The 22,533-nt window shown below is 64.4% G+C and carries 19 protein-coding genes; 10 read left to right on the top strand and 9 right to left on the bottom strand.

Annotated features, from left to right (window positions below; translation table 11 throughout):
• The 3 genes from DKT70_RS11880 to DKT70_RS11870 form a co-directional block, all read right to left on the bottom strand.
• Nucleotides 1–927, bottom strand: coding sequence for an ABC transporter permease subunit (locus DKT70_RS11880; protein WP_407672209.1), 927 nt, complete (start codon nt 925–927; stop codon nt 1–3).
• 3 nt (nt 928–930) lie between these two features.
• The gene (oppB, locus tag DKT70_RS11875; RefSeq protein WP_111559335.1) at nt 931–1,854 is read right to left on the bottom strand and encodes an oligopeptide ABC transporter permease OppB; all 924 of its coding nucleotides are present in this window, start codon (nt 1,852–1,854) and stop codon (nt 931–933) included.
• Between the two features lie 88 nt (nt 1,855–1,942).
• Nucleotides 1,943–3,544, bottom strand: a complete 1,602-nt coding sequence (locus DKT70_RS11870; protein ID WP_111559334.1) for a peptide ABC transporter substrate-binding protein — start codon at nt 3,542–3,544, stop codon at nt 1,943–1,945.
• Between the two features lie 129 nt (nt 3,545–3,673).
• Between DKT70_RS11870 and cobU the strand changes: the two genes are divergently transcribed.
• The 5 genes from cobU to DKT70_RS11845 all read left to right on the top strand — a co-directional run bounded on the left by cobU (nt 3,674) and on the right by DKT70_RS11845 (nt 8,462).
• Nucleotides 3,674–4,204, top strand: a complete 531-nt coding sequence (gene cobU, locus DKT70_RS11865) for a bifunctional adenosylcobinamide kinase/adenosylcobinamide-phosphate guanylyltransferase (protein WP_111559333.1) — start codon at nt 3,674–3,676, stop codon at nt 4,202–4,204.
• Nucleotides 4,191–5,144: a nicotinate-nucleotide--dimethylbenzimidazole phosphoribosyltransferase gene (gene cobT / locus DKT70_RS11860; protein ID WP_111559332.1), complete on the top strand. Its 954-nt coding sequence runs from the start codon at nt 4,191–4,193 to the stop codon at nt 5,142–5,144. The genes cobU and cobT overlap by 14 nt, the downstream gene beginning before the upstream one ends.
• Nucleotides 5,137–5,853, top strand: coding sequence for an adenosylcobinamide-GDP ribazoletransferase (locus tag DKT70_RS11855; protein ID WP_233490548.1), 717 nt, complete (start codon nt 5,137–5,139; stop codon nt 5,851–5,853). The genes cobT and DKT70_RS11855 overlap by 8 nt, the downstream gene beginning before the upstream one ends.
• 102 nt (nt 5,854–5,955) lie before the next feature.
• A complete protein-coding gene (locus DKT70_RS11850) occupies nt 5,956–6,582 on the top strand; it encodes a TRAP transporter small permease subunit (protein ID WP_111559396.1) in 627 nt (208 codons plus the stop codon).
• A gap of 98 nt (nt 6,583–6,680) precedes the next feature.
• Nucleotides 6,681–8,462 (top strand): TRAP transporter large permease, encoded by a 1,782-nt coding sequence (locus DKT70_RS11845; RefSeq protein WP_111559395.1) that lies wholly within the window; start codon nt 6,681–6,683, stop codon nt 8,460–8,462.
• Nucleotides 8,463–8,518: 56 nt separating this feature from the next.
• On the opposite strand, the gene DKT70_RS11840 is transcribed toward DKT70_RS11845, so the two are convergent.
• Nucleotides 8,519–9,637: a TRAP transporter substrate-binding protein gene (locus DKT70_RS11840; RefSeq protein WP_111559394.1), complete on the bottom strand. Its 1,119-nt coding sequence runs from the start codon at nt 9,635–9,637 to the stop codon at nt 8,519–8,521.
• A gap of 244 nt (nt 9,638–9,881) precedes the next feature.
• Here DKT70_RS11840 and DKT70_RS11835 point away from each other — a divergent pair, with 244 nt between their 5' ends.
• Entirely contained in the window at nt 9,882–11,306 is a 1,425-nt protein-coding gene (locus DKT70_RS11835; RefSeq protein ID WP_158530037.1) for an aminotransferase-like domain-containing protein, read from the top strand.
• 5 nt (nt 11,307–11,311) lie between these two features.
• Here the strand turns inward: DKT70_RS11835 and eno are convergent, their stop codons facing one another.
• The 3 genes from eno to DKT70_RS11820 form a co-directional block, all read right to left on the bottom strand.
• The gene (eno, locus tag DKT70_RS11830) at nt 11,312–12,586 is read right to left on the bottom strand and encodes a phosphopyruvate hydratase (protein ID WP_111559330.1); all 1,275 of its coding nucleotides are present in this window, start codon (nt 12,584–12,586) and stop codon (nt 11,312–11,314) included.
• Nucleotides 12,587–12,655: 69 nt separating this feature from the next.
• Complete coding sequence (locus DKT70_RS11825) at nt 12,656–13,336, bottom strand: endonuclease/exonuclease/phosphatase family protein (RefSeq protein WP_111559329.1); 681 nt, start codon at nt 13,334–13,336, stop codon at nt 12,656–12,658.
• Between the two features lie 15 nt (nt 13,337–13,351).
• On the bottom strand, nt 13,352–14,752 hold the full coding sequence (locus DKT70_RS11820) for a protein adenylyltransferase SelO (RefSeq protein ID WP_111559328.1): 1,401 nt from the start codon (nt 14,750–14,752) through the stop codon (nt 13,352–13,354).
• A 111-nt stretch (nt 14,753–14,863) separates the two neighbouring features.
• Here DKT70_RS11820 and obgE point away from each other — a divergent pair, with 111 nt between their 5' ends.
• Complete coding sequence (gene obgE / locus DKT70_RS11815) at nt 14,864–15,901, top strand: GTPase ObgE (RefSeq protein ID WP_111559327.1); 1,038 nt, start codon at nt 14,864–14,866, stop codon at nt 15,899–15,901.
• Complete coding sequence (proB, locus tag DKT70_RS11810; RefSeq protein ID WP_407672210.1) at nt 15,898–17,016, top strand: glutamate 5-kinase; 1,119 nt, start codon at nt 15,898–15,900, stop codon at nt 17,014–17,016. The genes obgE and proB overlap by 4 nt, the downstream gene beginning before the upstream one ends.
• A gap of 10 nt (nt 17,017–17,026) precedes the next feature.
• On the opposite strand, the gene DKT70_RS11805 is transcribed toward proB, so the two are convergent.
• Together DKT70_RS11805 and pepN are read right to left on the bottom strand one after the other, a co-directional pair.
• Nucleotides 17,027–17,938 carry a 1-acyl-sn-glycerol-3-phosphate acyltransferase gene (locus tag DKT70_RS11805; protein ID WP_072296227.1) on the bottom strand — a complete coding sequence of 304 codons (912 nt, stop codon included), beginning with the start codon at nt 17,936–17,938 and terminating at the stop codon, nt 17,027–17,029.
• A gap of 40 nt (nt 17,939–17,978) precedes the next feature.
• Entirely contained in the window at nt 17,979–20,558 is a 2,580-nt protein-coding gene (gene pepN / locus DKT70_RS11800) for an aminopeptidase N (protein WP_111559326.1), read from the bottom strand.
• A gap of 169 nt (nt 20,559–20,727) precedes the next feature.
• On the opposite strand from pepN, the gene DKT70_RS11795 reads away from it, so the two are divergent.
• Both DKT70_RS11795 and DKT70_RS11790 read left to right on the top strand, forming a co-directional pair.
• On the top strand, nt 20,728–21,420 hold the full coding sequence (locus DKT70_RS11795; protein WP_233490546.1) for a hypothetical protein: 693 nt from the start codon (nt 20,728–20,730) through the stop codon (nt 21,418–21,420).
• Between the two features lie 212 nt (nt 21,421–21,632).
• Nucleotides 21,633–22,533 (top strand): Re/Si-specific NAD(P)(+) transhydrogenase subunit alpha (locus tag DKT70_RS11790; RefSeq protein ID WP_111559392.1); only part of this gene is annotated, 901 nt, incomplete at its 3' end.

Genomic DNA, 22,533 nt, shown 5'->3' with positions numbered 1-22,533 from the left:
TCAGCGCTCCTTCGGGTCGAGGGCGTCACGCAGGCCGTCGCCCACGAAGAAGAAGCCGAACAGCGTGATGACAAAGAAGAACAGCGGGAAGGCCAGCTGCCACAAGGTGCCATAGTTCATCGTTCCCGCCCCTTCGGAAATCAACGCGCCCCAGCTGGTCAGCGGTTCCTGAACCCCAAGGCCAAGGAAGCTGATGAAGCTTTCGGTCAGGATCATCAGCGGCACCAGCAGCGTCGCATAGACCGCGACCACGCCCAAAAGGTTCGGGACGATGTGGCGGATGATGATCTTCCAGGCGGGAACGCCGGTGGCACGGGCGGCCTCGATGAATTCGCGGTTCTTCAGCGACAGGGTCTGGCCGCGTACGATGCGCGACATGTCCAGCCAGCTGATCAGCCCGATGCCCAGGAACAGCATCGACATCGACCGCCCGAACATCACCAGCAGCAGGATCAGCACGAACATATAGGGGATCGACATCAGGATATCGACGGTCCGCATCATGATCTGGTCGGTGCGCCCGCCGACATATCCGGCCGTCGCGCCGTAAAGCGTGCCGACGATGACGGCGATGCCCGCGCCCACGACACCGACCATCAGGCTGATCTGCGTGCCTTGGACGACCCGCGCGAACAGGTCGCGGCCCAGGTTGTCGGTGCCGAAGTAATGGCCGTTTTCCAGCGAGGGCTGGCCCATCTGGGCAACCTGTCCCATGACGCTGAAGTCCAGCTCCTCGTTCGACCAGACGGCGAATTGGCCGCCGACCATCGCGAAGACCGAGACCAGGATCAGGATGATCAGTCCCAGCATCGCGCCCTTGTTGTTCAGGAACCGCTTGCGGGCATCCGCCCAGGGGCTGCGACCGCGAACCTCGTCCTGCACCAGCCGCTCGGACAGGGATTTCATCTTTTGTTCGTCAATGACCATGGCTCAGTACCTGATCTTGGGGTCGATCCATGCATAGAGCACGTCGACGATAAGGTTGAACAGGATGGTCAGCGCCCCCACCAGAATGGTCACGCCCATCATCACCGCATAGTCCCGGTTCAGCGCCGAATCCACGAAGGCCTTGCCGATCCCGCCGGTCGAGAAATACATGTCGATCACCACCGACCCGGTGATCATCGACACGAAGACCGGCCCCAGATAGCTGATCACCGGCAGCATCGCAGGCTTCAGCGCGTGGCGGATGATGACCCGGTATTCCGGCATCCCCTTGGCGCGGGCCGTGCGGATATGGTTGCTGCCCAGCACCTCCAGCATGGATGACCGGGTGATCCGCGCGATCGATGCCATATAGCTGGTCGCGAGCGCAATCACCGGCATGATCCAGAAACTGGGGTCGCTGAAGCTCCAGCCGCCGCCGGGCAGCAGGCCGTACCACAGCGTCAGGACCAGCACCAACAGCGGTGCCATCACGAAGTTCGGCAGCACCTGCGCGCCGATCGAAATCCCCACCGCGATGTAATCGATCCAGGAATTGTGCCAGATGGCGGCGATCACGCCCAAGGACACGCCCAGCACGATGGCCGACACAAAGGACAGCACGCCATAGGTCAGCGTCACGGGAAAGCCCGCGGCGATCAGCTGGTTCACCGTCCGGTCGGGATAGACGAAGCTGGGACCGAAGTCGAAATGCACCACGATGTTGTAGAGATAATTCCAGATCTGCAGCCACAGCGGGTCGTTCAGCCCGTATTGCGCCTCGAGGTTGGCGATCACCTGGGGTGGCAGGGCGCGTTCGGCGGTGAAGGGACCGCCCGGTGCCATGTGCATCAGGATGAAAGAAAAGACGATCAGCAGCAGCAGCGTGGGTATCGCCACCGCCAGCCGTCGCAGGATGAATGCGATCATCGCGTTGGGCTCCCTGCGGGATGATTGAAAGCCGAGGGCCGGGACGGGTCAAAACCCGTCCCGGCCCGATCATGAAAGGTCGGTTGCCTTATTCGGCGACGCGATACAGGTCCTTGGCATACCACGTGTTCAACAGGTTTTCACGCGGAAGGCCTTTGATGGCCGGATTGATCATGTCGACCTTGGCATAGTGATAGACGAAGACCGCGGGCATTTCCTCGGCCAGGATCTCCTCGGCGCGCTGGTAAAGCGGCGTGGTATCCTCGGCGGTGCGGGCATCGACCAGCAACTGGTCATATTCCTCGTTCGACCATTTGCCGCTGTTGTAGCCGTCGGTGCGGAACCAGTCGAGGAAGGTCGAGGCTTCGTTGTAATCGGCGCACCAGGCATAGCGGGCGACGTCGAAATCCTGCGACTGCAGGCGGTCGGTATGGACCTTCCATTCGACGTTGTTCAGCTCGACCTCGATGCCCAGGGGGCGCCAGAACTGCTGGGCGGCGATAGCCAGCAGGCGGTGGCTGTCATCGGTGTTGTACTGCAGCGACACCTTGACCGGGTTGTCGGGACCGTATCCGGCCTCGGTCAGCAGTTCCTTGGCCTTGGCCATCCGGTCTTCCATGGACATGTCGGCCATGCCGCCTTCGGGCGGGGTAAAGCCGTTGATGGCCCAATGGGTCCAGGTATAGGCGGGCTTCTGGCCGCCCTGCAGGACCTGATCGACAATCACCTCGCGGTTCAGGCCAAGCGCCATTGCCTGGCGGACGCGCACGTCCTTCAGCGCCTCGGGGCCCTTGTCGGACAGGTTCATCACATAGGCATAGGAACAGCCGTAAGGCACCGAAACCGCCTGGTTGGGGAATTCCTCGGACAGGCGCGGATACTGGCCTGCCGGGATCTGGACGCGGTCCAACTCGCCGGCCTGGTAACGGGTCAGGGCGACGTTGTTGTCGTTCACGGTGACGCCGCGGACCGTTTCCATCAGGACGTTTTCCGCATCCCAATATTCCGGGTTCTTCTCCATCACGATCTCGACGCCCAAGTTGTGGCTGGCCAGCGTGAAGGCGCCGTTGCCGACCAAGTGGTCGGGCTGGGTCCATTGGTCGCCGAATTCCTCGACCACGGCCTGCGGCACGGGATAGGTCGTGGCATGCGACAGGGTGCTGACGAAATAGGGGGTCGGCGTGGTCAGCGTGACTTCCAGCGTCTTGTCGTCGATGGCCTTGATGCCCAGTTCTTCGGGCTTGGCTTCGCCCGCGACGATCTCGGTCGCGTTCTTGACGTTCATCAACTCCATGTACCACGCGTATTCCGACGCGGTTTCAGGATTGACGACGCGCTGCCAAGCAAAGACGAAATCCTGCGCCGTGACGGGTTCGCCGTTCGACCACTTGGCGTCGCGCAGCTTGAAGGTATAGGTCAGCTGGTCGTCGCTGACCTCGTGGCTTTCGGCGACGCCGGGGATCATCTCGCCCTTGGCGTTTTCGTTCATCAGCCCTTCGAACAGCGAACGCAGCACGTCCGAGCCTTCGACATCGGTGTTCTTGGCCGGGTCCAGCGACTTGATCGCGTCCAGCAGCCAATAGGTATAGGTCTGGCTGTCGGCCAGCGTCTCGCCCTCGGCGGGCTGGACGGCATAGGCGGGCAGGGCCAGCGCTGCCAGAAGCGCGGTGGTGGTGAAAAGTCTGGTCATGGCCAGCTCCTCCTTGTTGCATGTGGGCGTCTTCTGCGCCCGAATGGCGCGACGTTACGCAAACTTGCGCGATGAGCAAGCGGGCTTTGCCGCTTTTCAACCGTCCCGCCATGTGGAACAGATGCCGGCATGACGCATCACGGACATATCACGCTGGTGACGGGCGGCGCCCGGTCGGGCAAGTCGGCTTTGGCCGAACGGCTTGTGGCGCGCCACGCCCTGCCGCGCATCTATATCGCCACGGCCGAAGCGCGTGACGGGGAAATGCGCGAAAGAATCCAGCGACATCAGGCAGGTCGCGGTGGAAACTGGAAAACCGTCGAAGAGCCCTATGACCTTTGCGGCGCGTTGCGCGCGACCGATGGCCAAGGCGTCCGGCTGGTCGATTGCCTGACGCTATGGATGTCGAACATGATGGGACAGGCGGATATCAGCGCATTGGCGGTGACGTTACGTCAGCAATCCTGTCCTGTCGTTCTTGTAACCAATGAACTGGGGCAAGGCATTGTGCCCGACAACGCCCTTGCGCGCCGGTTCCGCGATGAACACGGCTGGATGAACCAGACCATTGGCGATTTGGCCGACCAGGTCTGGATGGCCGTCTGCGGCCAGCCCCTGCGACTGAAACCCATGCCCGAGGGAATGCATGACCAACTTTGACCAGGAAGCCGCCGACGCCGCCCAAGTCTGGCAGGATAATCTGACCAAGCCGCAAGGCTCGCTTGGGCGGCTGGAGGAACTGGCGATTTTCATGGCAGGCTGGCGCGGCACGTCGCGGCCCGTCATGGATCATGCACAGGCGATCGTCTTTGCGGGCAATCATGGCGTCGTCGCGCGCGGCATCACGCCCTTTCCCCCCGCCGTGACCGAGGCGATGGTCCGGAATTTTCGCAATGACGGTGCGGCCATCAACCAGATCTGTAGGGTCGCGGGGGCCGAATTGCAGGTCGTCACCCTGGACCTTGACCGCCCGACCGCCGATTTCACCGCAGGTCCCGCCATGACCGGTGCCGAGGTCCGGCAAGCAATGGCCGCAGGTGCGGATGCCGTCGACCGCACCGCCGATGTTGTGATGCTGGGCGAAATGGGCATCGGCAATTCGACCGTCGCTGCGGCGCTGGCCGCATCGGTGCTGGGCGGGCGTGCCGAAGATTGGGTCGGTCCCGGCACCGGCGCGCAGGGCGCGATGCTGCAGGCCAAGATCGCCGCCGTGGCCGAGGGGCTTGCCCTGCATGCGCCGCGGACCGCCGTGGAAACGCTGGCCGCTTTCGGGGGTCGCGAACAGGCCGCCATCTGCGGTGCCATTCTGAAGGCGCGCGAATTGCGCATTCCGGTGATGCTGGACGGCTTCATCTGCTGTGCCGCTGCCGCCGTGCTGACCCGCGACGATCCGCAGGCGCTGGATCACTGCATGATCGGCCATGTCAGCGCCGAGCCGGGCCACAGGCAGCTGATCGCCGCCCTTGGCAAGCAACCCATCCTGTCGCTGGACATGCGTCTTGGGGAGGGGTCGGGGGCCGGGGTCGCCCTGCTGGTGCTGCGCGCAGCGCTGGCGTGTCATAACGGCATGGCCACCTTTGCCGAGGCCGGCATTGGCTAGGCTGCAACACCTGATCCTGGCACTGGTCTTCCTGACGCGGATGCCTTTGGGGCGCTTTCTGCCGCCCAAGGTGCTGCCGCTGGCGGGCGCGGCCTGGGCCTTTCCGGTCGCGGGGGCGATCGTCGGGGCCATCGCGGGCATCCCCCTGTGGCTGGGCCACGGGCTGCTGCCCGCGGCGCTGGCCGTGACGCTGTCCGTCTGGCTGACCGGCGCGCTGCACGAAGACGCGCTGGCCGATTTCGCCGATGCGGGTGGGGGACACGACAGGGCCGACCGGCTGCGGATCATGCGCGATTCGACCATCGGCAGCTTTGGCGCGGCGGCGTTGGTCTGCGCGATGCTGATCCGCGTGGCGGCGCTGTCGGAACTGGGGCCGATGGCGCTGATTGCGGCGGCCACCGCCGGACGACTGGCGCCCGTCCTGTTGATGCAGACCATGCCGCCCGCGCGCAGTGACGGTCTGGGCCAGGGTGCGGGGCGTCCGGGACGCGCGGCCTGCGCCGTCGCCGCAGGGTTGGCCGCCCTTGTCGTCATGCTGGCGACCGGCATCACCGGGGTCTTGGCGGCCATGCTGATCGTGCCTGTGGTCGCTTGGATGGGGGCCAGGCGCGCCTTGCGTCTTGTCGGTGGGCAGACCGGGGATGTGCTGGGCGCAGTCGTTCTTGTCACCGAAATTGCGGTGCTGGCGACGCTTGCCATGACGGCGTGATCCGCCGTCGCGCTTGACCCGCACCGCCCCCATGCCGCATATCCCTGCAGATGGGAACTCATGCCGGCCCAACAAGGCATGATCCATGAGGGAGGGGAATCCATGGGCGGCCTACTGGCCCTGTCGCGCGGCATCGACCGCGCCACCACCGCGATCGGGCGCAGCGTCGCGTGGCTGATCCTGCTGGCCATTCTGGTCAGCGCGATCAACGCGATCGTGCGCAAGGTCTTCAGCGTTTCGTCCAATGCCTGGCTGGAACTGCAATGGTATCTGTTCGGGGGCGCATTCATGCTGGCCTCGGCCTATACGCTGCTGGAAAACGAACATATCCGCATCGACGTGATCTATGGCCGCTGGTCGCGCCGGGTGCAGCACTGGATCGACCTGATCGGCACGATCCTGTTCCTGCTGCCCTTCACGGCGATCATGATCTGGCTGCTTTATCCGTCCTTTCTGATCAGCTGGCGCACGAACGAGATTTCGATGAATGCGGGCGGGCTGCTGATCTGGCCCGCCAAGGCGATTCTGGTCGCGGGCTTCGTGCTGCTGTTCATCCAGGGCATCTCCGAGTTGATCAAGAAGATCGCCGTCATGCGCGGCATCATCCCCGATCCCAGCCCCCATGCCAGCAGCCACGACTCGGTCCTGAAAGAGGCCGCCATCATGACAGTCGGTCTTGAAAAGGATCAGGCCGACGCCGCCTCTGCCGACCCGAGGAACCGCCAGTGATCGAAACAATCTCAGATAACCTATCGCTGTTCATTAGCAACTTTGGGGCCTTTGCCGCTCCGGCAATTGACATAATCGCCCATAACCTTGCCCCCATCATGTTCTTCTCGATGGTGGGCTTTCTGCTGTTCGGATACCCCATCGCTTTCGCGCTGGCCGCGAACGGCCTGCTGTTCTTCTTCTTCGGCGTCTTCCTGACCCCGCTGTCGGACCAGATCAACCTGGGCTGGAACCTGCTGGGGGCGCTTGGCGACCGGGTCTTTGGCGTCATGCGCAACGACACGCTGCTGGCCATTCCCTTCTTCACCTTCATGGGCATCGTGCTGGAACGGTCCCGCATGGCCGAGGAACTGCTGGACACGATCGGCCAGCTGTTCGGCCCGATCCGGGGCGGTCTTGCCTATGCGGTCATCCTGGTCGGCGCGCTGCTGGCGGCGACGACCGGCGTCGTGGCGGCGTCGGTCATCTCCATGGGGCTGATCTCTCTGCCGATCATGATGCGCTATGGCTATGACAAGCGTCTGGCCAGCGGCGTCATCACGGCGTCGGGCACTCTGGCGCAGATCATCCCGCCCTCGCTGGTGCTGATCGTGCTGGCCGACCAGCTGGGCCGTTCGGTGGGTGACATGTACAAGGCGGCGATGATCCCCGCCCTGGCACTGACCGGGGTCTATCTGGTCTATGTCATGGTGATGTCGATCCTGCGCCCGTCTTTGATGCCGGCCCTGCCGCCCGAGGCGCGCAGCCTGGGCAGCGGCGGCTGGTCGCTGCTGGGGGCGATTCTGGCCTCGGTCGCGATCTATGTCCTGTCGGTGCGGCTGATGGGCGATTATCTGGGCGATGACAGCCAGATCTGGGCTGCGGCGCTGACGGTGCTGATCATGCTGGTGCTGGCCTTGGCGGATGAAAAGCTGCGCACCGGGATCATGTCGCCCATGACGCGCCAGGTGATCATCGTGATGATCCCGCCGCTAGCGCTGGTCTTTCTGGTGCTGGGCACGATTTTCCTTGGCATCGCCACCCCGACCGAGGGTGGCGCCATGGGGGCCACCGGCGCGCTGATCCTGGCGGCCTTCAAGCGCCGCCTGGATTTCAACGTGGTGAATCAGGCCCTGCTGGCGACGGTGCGGCTGTCTGCCTTCGTCATGTTCATCCTGATCGGGGCGACGGTCTTTTCGCTGACCTATTACTCGATCAACGGGCATATCTGGGTCAAGGACCTGCTGACGGCGCTGCCGGGCGGGGAATACGGCTTTCTGGCCGCTGTCTGCATCATCATCTTCTTCCTAGCCTTCTTCTTGGATTTCTTCGAACTGGCCTTCGTGATCGTGCCGCTGCTGATCCCCGCGGCCAACGCGCTGGAGATTGACCTGGTCTGGTTCGGGGTCATTCTGGCGGTGACCATGCAGACATCGTTCCTGACGCCGCCCGTGGGCTTCGCGTTGTTCTACCTGCGATCGGTGGCGCCGCGAAAACCCTACAAGGATCACGTGACCGGAAAGACCATGACCGAGGTCAGCACGCTCGACATCTATCGCGGCGCGGTGCCCTTCGTGGGGCTGCAGATCCTGATGATCGCGGCGGTGATCATCTTCCCGGGCATGGTCATGCACTACAAGGGTCCGGTGGTGGATACGTCGACGATCAAGGTCCAGATCCCGATGGGGGGCATGGGCGGCGGCAATCAGGGCGGATCTGGCTTCGGTTCGCTTGGCGGGTTGGGCGGATCGCCCTTCGGCGGCCAGCCGGCGGCCGATCCGCCCCAGCCCGGTGCCGAAACCCCGGCCGAGACCGAGCCCGAACCCGAGTCAGAGGCCGCGCCGTCGGGCGGGATGGGACTTGGCTTTGGCGGTCCCCCGCCGGGGCTTGGCGGAAACTAGGATGCAAAAAAGGGCCGGATTATCCGGCCCTTTTTCATGGTCGTGACGTCCGGCGATCAGCCTTCGGTGGCCAGGCCGCCGCTGCGCTGCTGGATCATCATGAAGGTGTCGAAGGTGTATTCTGCGGTCTGCTGATACAGGTACCAGTCGTCGCGATAGGCCAGCATCGCCTCGTACATCTTCTTGAAGGCCGCGTTTTCCGCGCTGAGTTCGGCATAAACCTCCTGCGACGCATTGAAGGCGGCGGTCAGGATTTCTTCGCTGAAGGAACGCAGCTGCGCGCCCGATCCGACCAGTTCCTTCAGGGCGGTCGGGTTCTTCATGTCGTATTTGGCAAGCATGTTCTGATCGACCGCCTGACAGCAGGTGCGGAACAGCGCCTTGTCTGATTCCGACAGCGCCTCCCATGCCGACTGGTTGACGAAGAAGCTGACCGTCGGACCGCCTTCCCAGAAACCGGGATAGTAGTAATAGGGCGCGACCTTCTGGAAGCCCAGCTTGGCATCGTCATAGGGGCCGACCCATTCGGCCGCGTCGATCGTGCCGCGCTCCAGCGAGGGATAGATGTCGCCACCGGCGATCTGCTGGGGCACCACGCCCAGACGTTCCATCACGCGACCAGCAAGGCCCGCGATGCGCAGCTTGAGGCCCTTCATGTCGTCAAGGGTGTTGACCTCCTTGCGGTACCAGCCGCCCATCTGGGTGCCGGTATTGCCGCCGGGATAGGCCACCAGATTATACTGCTGCAGGAATTCGTTGTAGTTGTCGATGCCGCCGCCGTGATAGTTGTAAGCCGCCTTGGATCGAGCCGAGAAGGTGAAGGGCAGGTCGGCGCCGCAGGCGAATGCCGGGTCCTTGCCCCAGTTGTAATAGCCGACCGAATGCGAACATTCGACGGTGCCCTCGGTCGTGGCATTGATCGCGTCCAGCCCCGGCACGATTTCACCGGCCGAAAAGACCTGGATGGTGAAGCGGCCATCCGTCGCCTCGGACAGGCGTTGGGACAGTTCCTCGGCGCCGCCGAAGATCGTGTCCAGCGATTTGGGGAAGGACGAGGCCAGGCGCCACGTTACCTTCTGGCTGTCTTGGGCGATGGCGGGTGCTGCCAGCACCCCGCCCGCGGCCGCGGCGGCACCACCGACCGAGGCACGGGTCAGAAAGGACCGGCGGTCCAACGTCTTGGAATCTTTCATGCTTTCTCCTCCGCTCGGGTCGGGTGGACTCTTCGGTCCATCGTAAACCCGCCCTGCATGGAAGGCAGTTTAGCCGCAGTTCCCCATGTGTCGAGTATGCAGACCCCTATTCGGAACTAAAAAATGCGGGTTGGGGTGCGCAAGGGGGCGATATGGGCCAAAGCGATGATTGTGCCCGCCTTTTTCGCGTATTACCTTGAGCTTCGTGCAGATGAAGGGGGCCCAGATGCGGATCGAAGATTGGCAACCGGACCTGACCCTGCATAAGGGTCCCAAGTTCCGGGCGCTGGCCAATGCGCTGCGTCAGGCGGCCCGTTCGGGGGAACTGGCGCCCGGCACCCGCCTGCCGCCGATGCGCGATCTGGCATGGCGGCTGAAGGTGACCACGGGCACCGTCGCGCGCGCCTATCAGCTGGCCGCGACCGAAGGCGTCATCGAGAGCCATGTCGGACGCGGCAGCTTCATCGCCGCCCCCAAGCCGCGCAGGCCGGTGCCGGAACCGCTACTTTATGAAAGCCTGGACCGGCCCCTGAACGCGGACGGTCCGGCGGATCTGCGCATCCCCCAGCTGCCCGATTGCGACCAGGCCCGCATCATTGGCCGCCATCTGGCCGATATCGGCGCCGAGCTGGGGGCCGATATTCTGGATTACACGCCGCTTAGCCGTGATCTGCACTGTCGCGAATCCCTACTGCGCTGGATGTCGGTGCGCCCCTTGGGCGAGGTTTCGGCCCAGGATCTGGTCCTGACCCATGGCGGGCAGAACGCCATCATGCTGGTCATGGCCCTGTGCCTGGCCGATCAGCCCGCCAAGGTGATGACCGAGGCGCTGACCTATCCCGGCATCACCCATGCCGCGCGTCTGATGCGGGCCGAGACGCTGCCTGTGATGATGGACGAACAGGGGATGCTGCCCGATGATCTGGACCGCGTCGCGCGTGAAAGCGGCGCGCGGCTGGTCTGCCTGACGCCTTCGGCGCAGAACCCGACAATGGCGGGAATGGGGCCTGAACGGCGGGCAGATCTGATGCGGATCGCAAGGCGGCACGACCTGCAGGTGATCGAGGATGAGTGCTATTCCACCGGCCCTGATCCTGACGCCCCGCAAAGCCTGCGCGCGCTGGCGCCCGAACGCGTCTGGTACGTGACCAGTCTGTCCAAGATCATCGCGGCGGGGTTGCGTTTTGGCATCCTTCTGTGCCCGCCGGGCATGGGGCAGGCCGGGCGCATCGGGGCTCAGCACAGCCATATGGGCCTGTCCTTGCCGATCACGGGGCTGGTGACGCGCCTGATCGGGTCCGGTGACGCGCGCCGCATCGCCGCCGATGTCCACAAGCGGGTCGAGGAACGCCGCCACATGGCGCAGGAGACGCTGAGCGGTCTGAAGATCGCCAGCAGGCCCGGCGTGCCGATGATCTGGCTGGAGCTGCCCACCCCTTGGCGGTCCGAGGACTTCGTGATCCGGGCTGCCGCCGCAGGCATCATTGTGCGTCCCGCCACGGATTTCATGACGGATGGCACGGTGACCGCGCGGATGCCGCAGGGGGTCCGCATTGCGTTGAATTGTCGGATGGAGCCGCAGATCCTAGCAGCGGCGCTTGGCACGCTGGCGGATCTGGCAAGGTCGGGGCCGACGAACGGCCCCGACTGAGAGGATCAGCGCAGGATGCTGCGGCCAGCATAGACCGCCGTGGCACCCAGCATTTCCTCGATGCGGATCAGCTGGTTGTATTTGGCCAACCGGTCCGAACGGGCCAGCGAACCGGTCTTGATCTGACCGCAATTGGTGGCGACGGCCAGGTCGGCGATTGTCGCATCCTCGGTTTCGCCCGAACGGTGCGACATGACGCTGGTGAAGCCTGCGCGGTCGGCCATGCGGACGGCGTCCAGCGTTTCCGACAGGGTGCCAATCTGGTTGACCTTGACCAGCAGGCTGTTGGCACAGCCCTTTTCGATGCCATCGGCAAGGCGGGTGGGGTTGGTCACGAACAGATCGTCGCCGACCAGTTGGACCTTGTCGCCAAGGCGGTCGGTCAGCAGTTTCCAGCCGTCCCAGTCATCCTCGGCACAGCCATCCTCGATCGACAGGATCGGATAGTCGTCACACAGCGCGGCCAGATAGTCGACGTTCTCGGCGGGTGTCAGGGACTTGCCCTCGCCCTTCATCTCGTACTTGCCGTCCCTGAAATATTCGGTCGAGGCACAGTCCAGCGCCAGCATGATGTCGTCGCCGGGCTTGTAGCCGGCCTTCTCGATGGCCTTCAGGATGAAGTCCAGCGCGTCGCGGGTGGATGACAGGTTCGGCGCAAAGCCGCCCTCGTCGCCGATGCCCGTGGACAGGCCCGCCGCGGACAGTTCCTTTTTCAGCGTGTGGAAGATTTCCGAACCCATGCGGACGGCTTCGCGGATGTTTTCCGCGCTGACCGGCATGATCATGAATTCCTGGATGTCGATCGGGTTGTCGGCATGTTCGCCACCGTTGATGATGTTCATCATCGGAACGGGCAGGACATGGGCGGAGGTGCCGCCGATATAGCGAAACAGCGGCTGCGACGTCGCCTCGGCGGCGGCCTTGGCCACGGCCATGGACACGCCCAGGATCGCGTTCGCGCCAAGGCGGCCCTTGTTGGGGGTGCCGTCCAGTTCGATCATCATGGCATCGATGGCACGCTGTTCGGTCGCGTCTTCGCCGATCAGGGCTTCGGCGATCTCGCCGTTGACGGCGGCGACGGCCTCCAGAACGCCCTTGCCCATGTAACGCGACTTGTCGCCATCGCGCTTCTCGACGGCCTCATGCGCGCCGGTCGATGCGCCCGAGGGGACGGCGGCGCGGCCCATCGTGCCGTCTTCCAGCGTCACGTCGACCTCGACCGTGGGGTTGCCACGGCTGTCAAGGATTTCACGGGCATAGATGTCGATAATGGCAGTCATGAGGACCCTCCGTTGATCTGCGTTAGCGCTTACATACAAGCGCGGGGCCTTATCGGAAAGTCGCAATTTTCACGGAAGCGCGATCCGCGCCCAGATCGGCAGATGGTCGGATGCATCGCGCGCACCCGCCCCGTGAAAGACCCCCGCCTCCAGCAGGGTCAGGTCGCGCGACATGGCGATCCGGTCGAACCGCAGTTGCGGCATGGGCGCGGGATAGGACGGACCAGGCGCGACGACGCGGAACCCCGCCAGCGATTCCAGCCCGCGATCATCGCGCCATTCGTTGAAATCCCCCATCATCACCACGTGATCGGACCCGATGCGGGCGGCCTGTGCCGTCAAGCGGGCCAGCTGCGCCCGGCGCGACGACCGCGCCAGCCCAAGGTGGATCCCGATGATGGTCAGATGCGGCAGGCGCAGGGCGACGGCGCCGCGCGGCTCCAACCCCGGCAGGGGCAGGCGGCGCAGGGTCGCCTGTGCAGCCAGGTGGGGGCGCATCAGGATCGTCTGGCCGTGCCAGCCAAGGCTGCTTTCCGAGGTGCCGAAGATATCGGCGGGTACCAGCCCGGTCTCCGACAGGATCAGCTTGCGGGGCAAGGCCTCGATCCGGGGGCCAAGGCGGAAATCGACTTCTTGCAGGGCGATGATGTCGGGGTCCAGCGCGCGGATGACGGCCAGATTGCGTTCCGGCGCGTGCGGTCCCGTCAGACCCCGACATTTATGCAGGTTGTAGCTGGCCAGTTTCAGCATGTCGCGCGATGTCCGTCAGGTTCCGCAGAACGTCGCCTGAACCACCTCGGATTGCAACGGGACGCGGGACAGGTCGTCCCATTCCGGACGCGGGTCGCGGGGATGGGTGACGGCGTCGAACAGCCGGTCGAAAGGGGCCATGTCGCCCGCCACGGCCGCGGCGATCGCCTCTTCGATCCGGTGGTTGCGCGGAATGCGGACCGGGTTGACACGGCGCATCGTCGCCATGTCGGGCGACAGGGCCTGCCAGTCACGCGCCCATGCGTCGAAAGCCGCGCGGTCGGTGAATTCGTCGCGCGCGGTTCCCGCGGCAAGGCCGGTGAAGACGCGGGTGAAATCGGCCCGTTGCTGGGCCATCAGCGTCAGCAGGCGTTCGATCAGCTGCTGGTTCGGCGCCCCTTCGATGCCCAGCTTGTCGCCAAAGCGCTGCTGCCATGCGGTCTGATAAAGCGGGCCAAAGCTGTGGACAGCCTTGGTGGCATCCTCGACGGCTTGTTCTTCATCGCCCATTAGCGGGATCAGGCAGGTGGCGAACTGTGCCAGGTTCCAGACGGCGACCTGCGGCTGTTGCGCCCAGGCATAGCGCCCGTTCCGGTCGATCGAGGAAAAGACCGTGTCAGGGTGATAGACATCCATGAAGGCGCAGGGCCCGTAGTCGATCGTCTCGCCCGAAATCGCCATATTGTCGGTGTTCATTACGCCGTGGATGAAGCCAAGCGACATCCAGTCGGCAATGGTCTGCGCCTGCCGGGCCACCACCTTGTTCAGCAGGTCCAGCGGGCCGGTGGCATCGGGATAATGGCGTTCGATCACGTGATCGGTCAGCGCCGCCAAGGCATCGCGGCGGTCGCGCACGGCGAAATACTGGAAGGTGCCGACGCGGATATGGCTGGCGGCGACGCGGGTCAGCACGGCTCCAGGCAGGCCGCCCTCTTCACGCCAGACCATGTCGCCGGTGCCGACCGCAGCCAGCGCGCGGGTCGTGGGGACACCCATCGCGGCCATGAATTCGCTGACCAGATATTCCCGCAGCACCGGTCCCATCCAGGCCCGGCCGTCGCCCCGGCGCGAAAATGGCGTCGGGCCACTGCCCTTCAGCTGCAGGTCGAAGCGGGCTCCGTCGGGGGCCATCACCTCGCCCAGCAGAACGGCACGCCCGTCGCCCAGCTGGGGCACAAAGCCGCCGAACTGATGGCCGGCATAGGCCTGGGCGATGGGTTCGGCACCGCGCGGGATGGCGTTGCCCGCCAGGACCGACACGCCCTCGGCGCTGCGCAGTAGCGCGGGCGTCAATCCCAGCCGTTCGGCCAGCGCGTCGTTCAGCGCCAGCAATGCGGGCGCGCTGACGGGCGTGGGGCGGACCCGCGCAAAAAAGCCGTCGGGCATGCGGGCATAGCTGTTGTCGAAACGGATCATGGCGGTCTCCTTTGACCGTTACATAAGGTGCATCATCCGCATTGCCAGCCCGCCGCCCTTGCGCGAATGCCCACAAAAGCGTATCGGCAGTCCGCAAAAGGAGCCGTGTCCATGAAATTTCTTGACCTTGCGAAAGTCTATATCCGTTCGGGCGGCGGCGGTGCGGGCTGCGCGTCGTTCCGGCGCGAAAAATTTGTCGAATATGGCGGACCCGATGGGGGTGATGGCGGCCGTGGCGGCGACGTGATCGTCGAAACCGTCGAAGGCCTGAACACCCTGATAGATTTCCGCTATCAGCAGCACTTCTTTGCCAAGTCCGGCCAGCACGGCATGGGCAGCCAGATGACCGGCCGTTCGGGCGACGATGTCATCCTGCGCGTCCCCGTCGGCACCGAGATCCTGGACGAGGACGAGGAAACCGTCATCGCCGACATGACCGAACCCGGTCAGCGGGTCGTTCTGGCCAAGGGCGGCAACGGGGGCTGGGGCAACCTGCATTTCAAGACCTCGACCAACCGGTCGCCGCGCACCGCCAATCCGGGTCTGCCGGGGGTGGAACGCACCATCTGGCTGCGACTGAAACTGATTGCGGATGGCGGGCTGGTGGGTCTGCCCAATGCCGGCAAGTCGACCTTCCTGGCGGCCGTGTCGAACGCGCGGCCCAAGATCGCCGATTATCCCTTCACCACGCTGCACCCGAACCTGGGCGTCGTGGGCATTGACGGGCGCGAATTCGTCATGGCCGACATTCCGGGCCTGATCGAAGGCGCGCATGAAGGTCGCGGCATCGGTGACCGGTTCCTGGGACATATCGAACGCTGTTCGGTCCTGCTGCATCTGATCGACGGCACGTCGGAGGATCCGGCAGGCGATGCCCGCACCATCCTGAACGAACTGGCCGCCTATTCGTCGGTGCTGATGGAAAAGCCGCGCGTCACGGTCCTGAACAAGATCGACGCCATCGACGAGGATCTGCTGGCCGAACGCCGGGCCGCGGTCGAGGCCGAGCTGGGCATGCCGGTCATGCTGATGTCTGGCGTGTCGCGCGAAGGCGTGACCGAGGTGCTGCGGGCACTTTGGACCGAAATTGCGCCCTCGCGTGCGCCGAAGGCGGATCGGGACGCGGAAGATACGCCGTGGCAGCCCTGAGCGAAGCCGTGACGGCGCCGCGACTGCAGGCGGCCCGGCGGCTGGTCGTCAAGATCGGGTCGGCCCTGCTGGTCGGCCCGGACGGGTTGCGGGACGAATGGCTGGGTGCGCTGTGCGACGATGTCGCGAAATGGCGCGGCATGGGATGCGATGTGGTGCTGGTCTCGTCGGGGTCCATCGCGCTTGGTCGCCGGGTGCTGGGTCTGCCCGACGGACCGTTGGCGCTGGAACAGGCGCAGGCGGCCGCGGCGGTCGGACAGATCCGGCTGGCGCGCGCCTATGAACAGGCGCTGGCGCCGCATGGGGTGACGACCGCGCAAGTCCTGCTGACCCTTGAGGACAGCGCCGACCGCCGCCGCTATCTGAACAGCCGCGCCACCATGCAGACGCTTCTGTCGCTTGGGGTGGTGCCGATCGTCAACGAAAACGACACCGTCGCCACCGATGAGATCCGCTTTGGCGACAACGACCGCCTTGCGGCACAGATCGCGGTCACCTGCGGGGCGGACCAGCTTTTGCTGTTATCGGACGTCGACGGGCTCTACACCGCGAACCCCAAGACGGATTCGACCGCGCGCCACCTGCCGGTGATCGAGGCGATCACCCCGGCGATCGAGGCGATGGGCGGCGATCCGGTGTCGGGCCTGTCCAAGGGTGGCATGAAGACCAAGCTGATGGCCGCGCGAACCGCCGTGGCGGGCGGTTGCGCCATGGCCATTGCGGAGGGCTCGGTCCTGCATCCGTTGTCGGCGGTGGCGGATGGTGCGCGCAGCAGTTGGTTCCTGCCCGAGGCCGATCCCCAACTGGCACGCAAACGCTGGATCGCGGCCATGAAACCCCGTGGCACGCTGATCATCGATGACGGCGCGGCGCAGGCCCTGTCGCGCGGAAAGTCGCTGCTGCCCGCAGGGGTGACGCGTGTGATGGGCGATTTCGGCCGTGGTGATCCGGTGCAGATCGACGGTCCGGCGGGTGAACGTCTGGCGATCGGCCTGACACGATACACTGCCATCGAAGCCGCGCAGATTGCGGGTCATCAATCGGCCAAGATTGCGGATATCCTTGGATATTCGGGTCGCGCGGCGTTAATTCACCGCGACGACATGGCGGTCTGAGCCGCTTTTGTCAGCCCCTGACGGGGCTGACGGCGCGCCGGAACCGCGTGATGCCGCGTTCCCGGGTCAGCTTGGCGCATCCCGGAGCGGGTGCGGGCAGGCTGAGGACCTTGTCTCGCAACAGTGCGATCGCCTCTTCGCTGTTGCGTGGCAGATCGGCGGGATCCACCGGGCGGCCCACCGTGACGCGATAGGGGTGGCGGGTCTTGTTCAGGACCTCGTTGAACAAGGTCACGTCGCGTAGCGTCGGATGGATGGCATCCAGCAGATAGAACAGGGCCGAGTTGCGCGCCCTGATCCGTAGCGGGATGATTGGCACGTCGAACTTGCGCGCGATCATCGCCGCGCTGGCCATCCAGGGACGCTCATGCAGGGTCAGACCCTGACGCTTGGCCAGACGCCCCGAAGGGAAGATCAGGCCCATGCGCCCCGCACCAAGGGCGTCGCGGGTGTAATCCATCGTAGCGCGAGTCTTGGCGTGGCTGCGCTTTTCAACGCGCCATTCCACAGGGGCGATCATTTCGACTGTCTGTGGCAAAACCCGGATCATATCATGGTTGGCATAGATGAACAGGTCATCGCGCAACTGCGATATCATCGCATGCAGGAATATCCCGTCAGCAATGCCTGTCGGGTGATTGGCCACGATCAGGGCGGGACCGGTTGCGGGAAGATTCTCCAACCCCTCGACCTGAAGATCGTGGACGATCAGGTCCGACATGCGGCGCATGATCTCGGCTGCGGGCAGGTCGCGGAATTCCACGCCAAGTGTGACGGTCTTGGGATAATGCAGAAGACCCATCATCCCAAGACGGATCAGCCGATGGTGCAGCTTGCCCGAATAGAGCCATGGCGCGCGTTCGGCGATCAGGGGGTCGATCCGCGCATGCATTTCGGCGCGGGCGTCATCGTTTGCAGTCATGGTCCTTGCCATCCTTCCCCCCCCTCGCGGGCGCGCCGCCTCAGCGGCCCGCCCCGATCATCCGCGAGACCATTTCGCGCGTATTACGGCTCAAACCCGTAACGGCTGCAATACGTTCCAAGGTGGCCAGCGCAAGTGCCTTGCGGTTTTCGTCATAGCGCGGCCAGGTCTCGAACGCGGTCGACATGCGCGCGGCGATCTGCGGATTGGCCGCATCCATGCGGATCAGCCAATCCGCCGTGAAATCATAGCCCGATCCGTCAGCCGCGTGGAACCCCGCATGATTGGCCGCCAGACCGCCCAGAAGCGCGCGGAAACGGTTGGGGTTCTTCCAGTCGAAATCATCGCGTTGGGCCAGGTCCCGCGCGATGTGCACCGCATCGGCAGGCGGGGCAGCCATGGGCTGGATGCTGAACCATTTGTCCATCACCAGACGGTTATCGGCGAATTCCCGGTGTAAGGTATGCAACGCCGCCTCGCCTTGGCCAAGGCGCAGCAGCACGGCCAGCGCGGCCATCCGCTCGGTCATGTTGGTGGCGGTGTCGAACAGCGCCTGCGCACGGTCGGACCCTTCGATGCGCCCCAGAAGGCCAAGCGCCGCGATACGCAGCGACCGTTTCGCCGCCGAAATCGCATCGGGCGAATAGGGGCCAGTAACCTGCATCGCGTCATAGATTTGGGCCAGCAGGTCGCGATGGGTTTCGGCCACCCTGCGCGCCAGATCACCGCGCGCCGCATGGATGGCGTCGGGATCGGGCACGTCCCCAAGGGCGGTCAGTCGGGTCGCGATCTCATCCTCTCCGGGCAGGTTCAGGCACAAGGCGCGGAAGGCCGGATCGGCGGCGTGATCGCCGGCCAGTGCGCCGATGGCCTGGACGTAATCCGCACCGGCCTGTTGTCCCCGCGCCAAGGCAATCAGCGCCGACAGCGCCAGTTCGCGACCGGCTTCCCACCGGGCGAAGGGATCGGTGTCATGGGCGAACAGAAAGGCGCGCGTGGCGTCGTCCATCTGCCGCTGCAGGATCACCGGTGCCGAAAACCCGCGCAGGGCCGACACGACCGGGCGGGCCGAAAGCCCTTCGAAGGTAAAGCTGTCACGCTCTCTGGTCAGTTCCAGGACGCGGGTGGTCTGCACTTCCTGCCCGTTCGGGCCCAGAAGGCCTACGGCGACCGGGATGACGCGGGGGGGCTTTTGATCCTGACCGGGTGTCGGAGGGGTCGATTGCGACAGGGTCAGGGTCATGGTGCCGTCCTGCCATTCCTCGGACAGGGTGACGGTGGGGGTGCCCGCATCGGTGTACCAGCGCTTGAACTGGGTCAGGTCGCGCCCTGTGGCGTCCTCGAAGACCTTCAGCCAGTCCTCGATCGTCGCGGCGTCGCCGTCATGGCGGTCGAAATACAGGTCCAGTGCCTTGGCGTAATCGGCGTCACCGACAAGGCGCTTCAGCATGCCGATCACCTCGGCGCCCTTTTCATAGACGGTCGCCGTGTAGAAATTGTTGATTTCCTCATAGCGGTCGGGGCGCGGGGGATGCGCCAGCGGGCCCTGATCTTCGCGGAACTGGCGGGCGCGCAGGGCACGGACATCCTCGATCCGCTTGACGGCCGCGCTGCGCAGGTCGCTGGTGAAGCTCTGATCGCGGAAGACGGTCAGCCCTTCCTTGAGGCACAGCTGGAACCAGTCGCGGCAGGTGATGCGGTTGCCGGTCCAGTTGTGAAAATATTCATGTGCGATGACCGCCTCGATCCGTTCGTAATCGGTGTCGGTCGCGGTTTCCGGGCTGGCCAGCACCAGTTTCGAGTTGAAGATGTTCAACCCCTTGTTTTCCATGGCGCCCATGTTGAAATCATCGACGGCCACGATGTTGAAGACATCAAGGTCGTATTCACGGCCATAGACGTCCTCGTCCCATTTCATCGACTTGATGAGCGATTCCATGGCAAAGCCCGCGCGGTCCTGATCGCCGGGACGGACCCAGACATTCAGATCGACCTTGCGGCCCGACATGGTGGTAAAGCTGTCGCTGACGGCTTTCAGATCGCCCGCGACCAGCGCGAACAGATAGGCGGGCTTGGGCCAGGGATCGTGCCAGACGGCCACGCCATCTTCGGTGCTGACCGGATTGCCGTTCGACAGCAGCACCGGCAGGTCGCCGCGCACCGTCACATGGAAGGTCGTCATGACATCGGGGCGGTCGGGATAGAAGGTGATGTGGCGAAAGCCCTCGGCCTCGCATTGGGTGCAGAAGATGCCGCCCGACTGGTAAAGGCCTTCGAAGGCCGTGTTGCTGGCGGGGTCGATCGACACCTCGGACGCCAAGGTGAAGGGCTGGCGGGGCAGGGCGGCAGCCGCGATCATCAGCCGTTCGTCGTCATGGGTGACATGGGTGGCGTCGATGGCCGCCCCGTCGATCGTCAGTGACAAAAGTGTCACATCCTTGCCACCATCCAGGACCAGATCCTGCACCGCATCTGCGTCGCGCGGGGCCAGGTCAAGCTGCGCGATCACCCGCGTTCCCTGCGCCGCCAACGTGAAATCAAGCCGCGTTTGCGACAGGACGAACGGGTAGGGGGCATAGTCGGACAACAGCTGAACCGGCTGGCTTTTGGTCAAGGACATCTGGGGCGACCTTTCTGAAAAATGTAGCATGGGCGGAACCCTTGCCCTGAGCCGGTGTTAATCGCCTGAAAGCCGGGTCGCAAGCCGGGTGCTGGGATTGCAAGATTGACTTGCGCAGGATGCCGCCGCACATAACTGCGACCTAAACCTGTCATTTGACAGCATTAATTTGGAGGCCACCATGAGCTATGATCCCAACGATCCGAACCGCCCGAAACCCGGCACCCCGGATCACAAGGAAACCTATGTCGAGCCGGTCGAGCGCAAGTCTTCGGCGCTGCCGCTGATCATCGGTGTGCTTCTGGCATTGGCACTGGCCTATTTCGTTCTGCAGCGCTTCATGACCGATGACACGGTGACCGTCGAGGGCGACACCACAACTGTCACCACGACTGAAAACGCCGACCCGACCGAGCCCGAGGCACCCGCCGTTGTGACCGAGCCCGTGGCAGAGCCCGAGTCTGATGCCGCCGCCGTGGAGACCGAGGCGGAAGCCGAGGCCGATCAGGCCGCAGCCGATGCCGAAGCTGCTGCCGACGACGCCGCCGCAGCAGCAGACGACGCTGCTGAAGATGCAGGCGCTGCCGCCGAGACGGCTACCGAGGATGCTGCTGCAGCTGCTGAATCCGCCGCCGAGAGCGCAGCCGACGCCGCCGAGGCATCTGCCGAAGCAACCGGCAACGCCGTCGACAACGCGGTGGATAGCGCAGGTGAGACTGCTGCCAACGCTGCAAACGAAGCTGCCGAGGCCGCTCAGGATGCAGCCGACGCGCTTGACGATGCGATCACCGTCGAGGAAGAGCCTGCCGTCACGCCGGAAGCGGATGTCGAGGCCGACACCACAACCGCACCCGCGAACTGAGACCTTCGCAGGTCTGATGACAGGCCCGGACGTTTACCGTCCGGGCTTTTTCATGTCTAACGTGACGAAACGGGCAATTGATCGGTTTTCGCCCTGCGACGGGCATTTCAAGTACAACTATCTTCGCAGGGGCACGGACTTGTGAAATATAATTTCGTGATGCTATTAATTCTGCGACTGCGAAACCAACAAGGCGGGGGGCTGAGCAAGCCATGAAGATTGGCGCACTGAAAGAAAACCATCCCGGAGAAGCGAGGGTGGCGATCACCCCGGCTTCGGCCGGGCATCTGGCCAAGCTGGGCCACGAGGTCTTTGTCCAGACGGGTGCCGGAACGGGCGCGGGCTTTTCCGACGATGATTATGGCAAGGCCGACGTGACCATTTGCCAATCGGCATCCGAACTGATCGGCGCCGTCGACGTGGTGACCAAGGTCCGCCAACCCACCGAGGCCGAGCTGAACCAGATGCGCGAGGGGCAGACGGTCATCTCGTTCTTCTATCCCGCGCAGAACTCCGAACTGCTGGCCAGGGCCAAGGAGAAGGGCGTCACGGCGATCGCGATGGACATGGTTCCCCGCATCAGTCGCGCCCAGAAGATGGATGCGCTGTCATCCATGGCCAATATCGCGGGCTATCGCGCCGTGATCGAGGCCGCGAACAATTTCGGGCGTTTCTTTACCGGGCAGGTGACGGCGGCGGGCAAGGTTCCCCCTGCAAAGGTTCTGGTCGTGGGTGCTGGCGTGGCGGGTCTTGCCGCCATCGGTACGGCGACCAGCCTTGGCGCGCAGGTCCATGCCTTCGACGTGCGCCCCGAAGTGTCGGAACAGATCGAATCGATGGGCGCCGAGTTCGTCTTTCTGGAGTTCGACCAGCCGACCGAAGACGGTGCCGCGACGGGCGGCTATGCGGCCCCCTCCAGCCCTGAATTCCGTGAAAAGCAGCTGGCCAAGTTCCGCGAACTGGCGCCCCAGATGGACATCGTCATCACCACGGCGCTGATCCCGGGCCGCGATGCCCCGGTACTGTGGACGGCCGACATGGTTGCGGCGATGAAGCCCGGCAGCGTCATCGTCGATCTGGCCGCCGAAAAGGGCGGCAACTGCGAATTGACGG

This window comes from Paracoccus sediminilitoris (assembly GCF_003259195.1).
In the GTDB taxonomy this organism is placed as follows: domain Bacteria; phylum Pseudomonadota; class Alphaproteobacteria; order Rhodobacterales; family Rhodobacteraceae; genus Paracoccus; species Paracoccus sediminilitoris.
This window is presented reverse-complemented; position numbering and strand designations above follow the sequence as displayed.

What these genes read in the sequence shown, in the direction of transcription:
- oppB (WP_111559335.1), bottom strand. Translation starts at nt 1,854, where the DNA reads ATGATCGCATTCATCCTGCGACGGCTGGCGGTGGCGATACCCACGCTG.
- DKT70_RS11880 (WP_407672209.1), bottom strand. Translation starts at nt 927, where the DNA reads ATGGTCATTGACGAACAAAAGATGAAATCCCTGTCCGAGCGGCTGGTG.
- obgE (WP_111559327.1), top strand. Translation starts at nt 14,864, where the DNA reads ATGAAATTTCTTGACCTTGCGAAAGTCTATATCCGTTCGGGCGGCGGC.
- DKT70_RS11835 (WP_158530037.1), top strand. Translation starts at nt 9,882, where the DNA reads ATGCGGATCGAAGATTGGCAACCGGACCTGACCCTGCATAAGGGTCCC.
- cobT (WP_111559332.1), top strand. Translation starts at nt 4,191, where the DNA reads ATGACCAACTTTGACCAGGAAGCCGCCGACGCCGCCCAAGTCTGGCAG.
- cobU (WP_111559333.1), top strand. Translation starts at nt 3,674, where the DNA reads ATGACGCATCACGGACATATCACGCTGGTGACGGGCGGCGCCCGGTCG.
- DKT70_RS11825 (WP_111559329.1), bottom strand. Translation starts at nt 13,336, where the DNA reads ATGCTGAAACTGGCCAGCTACAACCTGCATAAATGTCGGGGTCTGACG.
- DKT70_RS11870 (WP_111559334.1), bottom strand. Translation starts at nt 3,544, where the DNA reads ATGACCAGACTTTTCACCACCACCGCGCTTCTGGCAGCGCTGGCCCTG.
- DKT70_RS11805 (WP_072296227.1), bottom strand. Translation starts at nt 17,938, where the DNA reads ATGACTGCAAACGATGACGCCCGCGCCGAAATGCATGCGCGGATCGAC.
- DKT70_RS11850 (WP_111559396.1), top strand. Translation starts at nt 5,956, where the DNA reads ATGGGCGGCCTACTGGCCCTGTCGCGCGGCATCGACCGCGCCACCACC.
- eno (WP_111559330.1), bottom strand. Translation starts at nt 12,586, where the DNA reads ATGACTGCCATTATCGACATCTATGCCCGTGAAATCCTTGACAGCCGT.
- DKT70_RS11820 (WP_111559328.1), bottom strand. Translation starts at nt 14,752, where the DNA reads ATGATCCGTTTCGACAACAGCTATGCCCGCATGCCCGACGGCTTTTTT.
- DKT70_RS11845 (WP_111559395.1), top strand. Translation starts at nt 6,681, where the DNA reads ATGTTCTTCTCGATGGTGGGCTTTCTGCTGTTCGGATACCCCATCGCT.
- pepN (WP_111559326.1), bottom strand. Translation starts at nt 20,558, where the DNA reads ATGTCCTTGACCAAAAGCCAGCCGGTTCAGCTGTTGTCCGACTATGCC.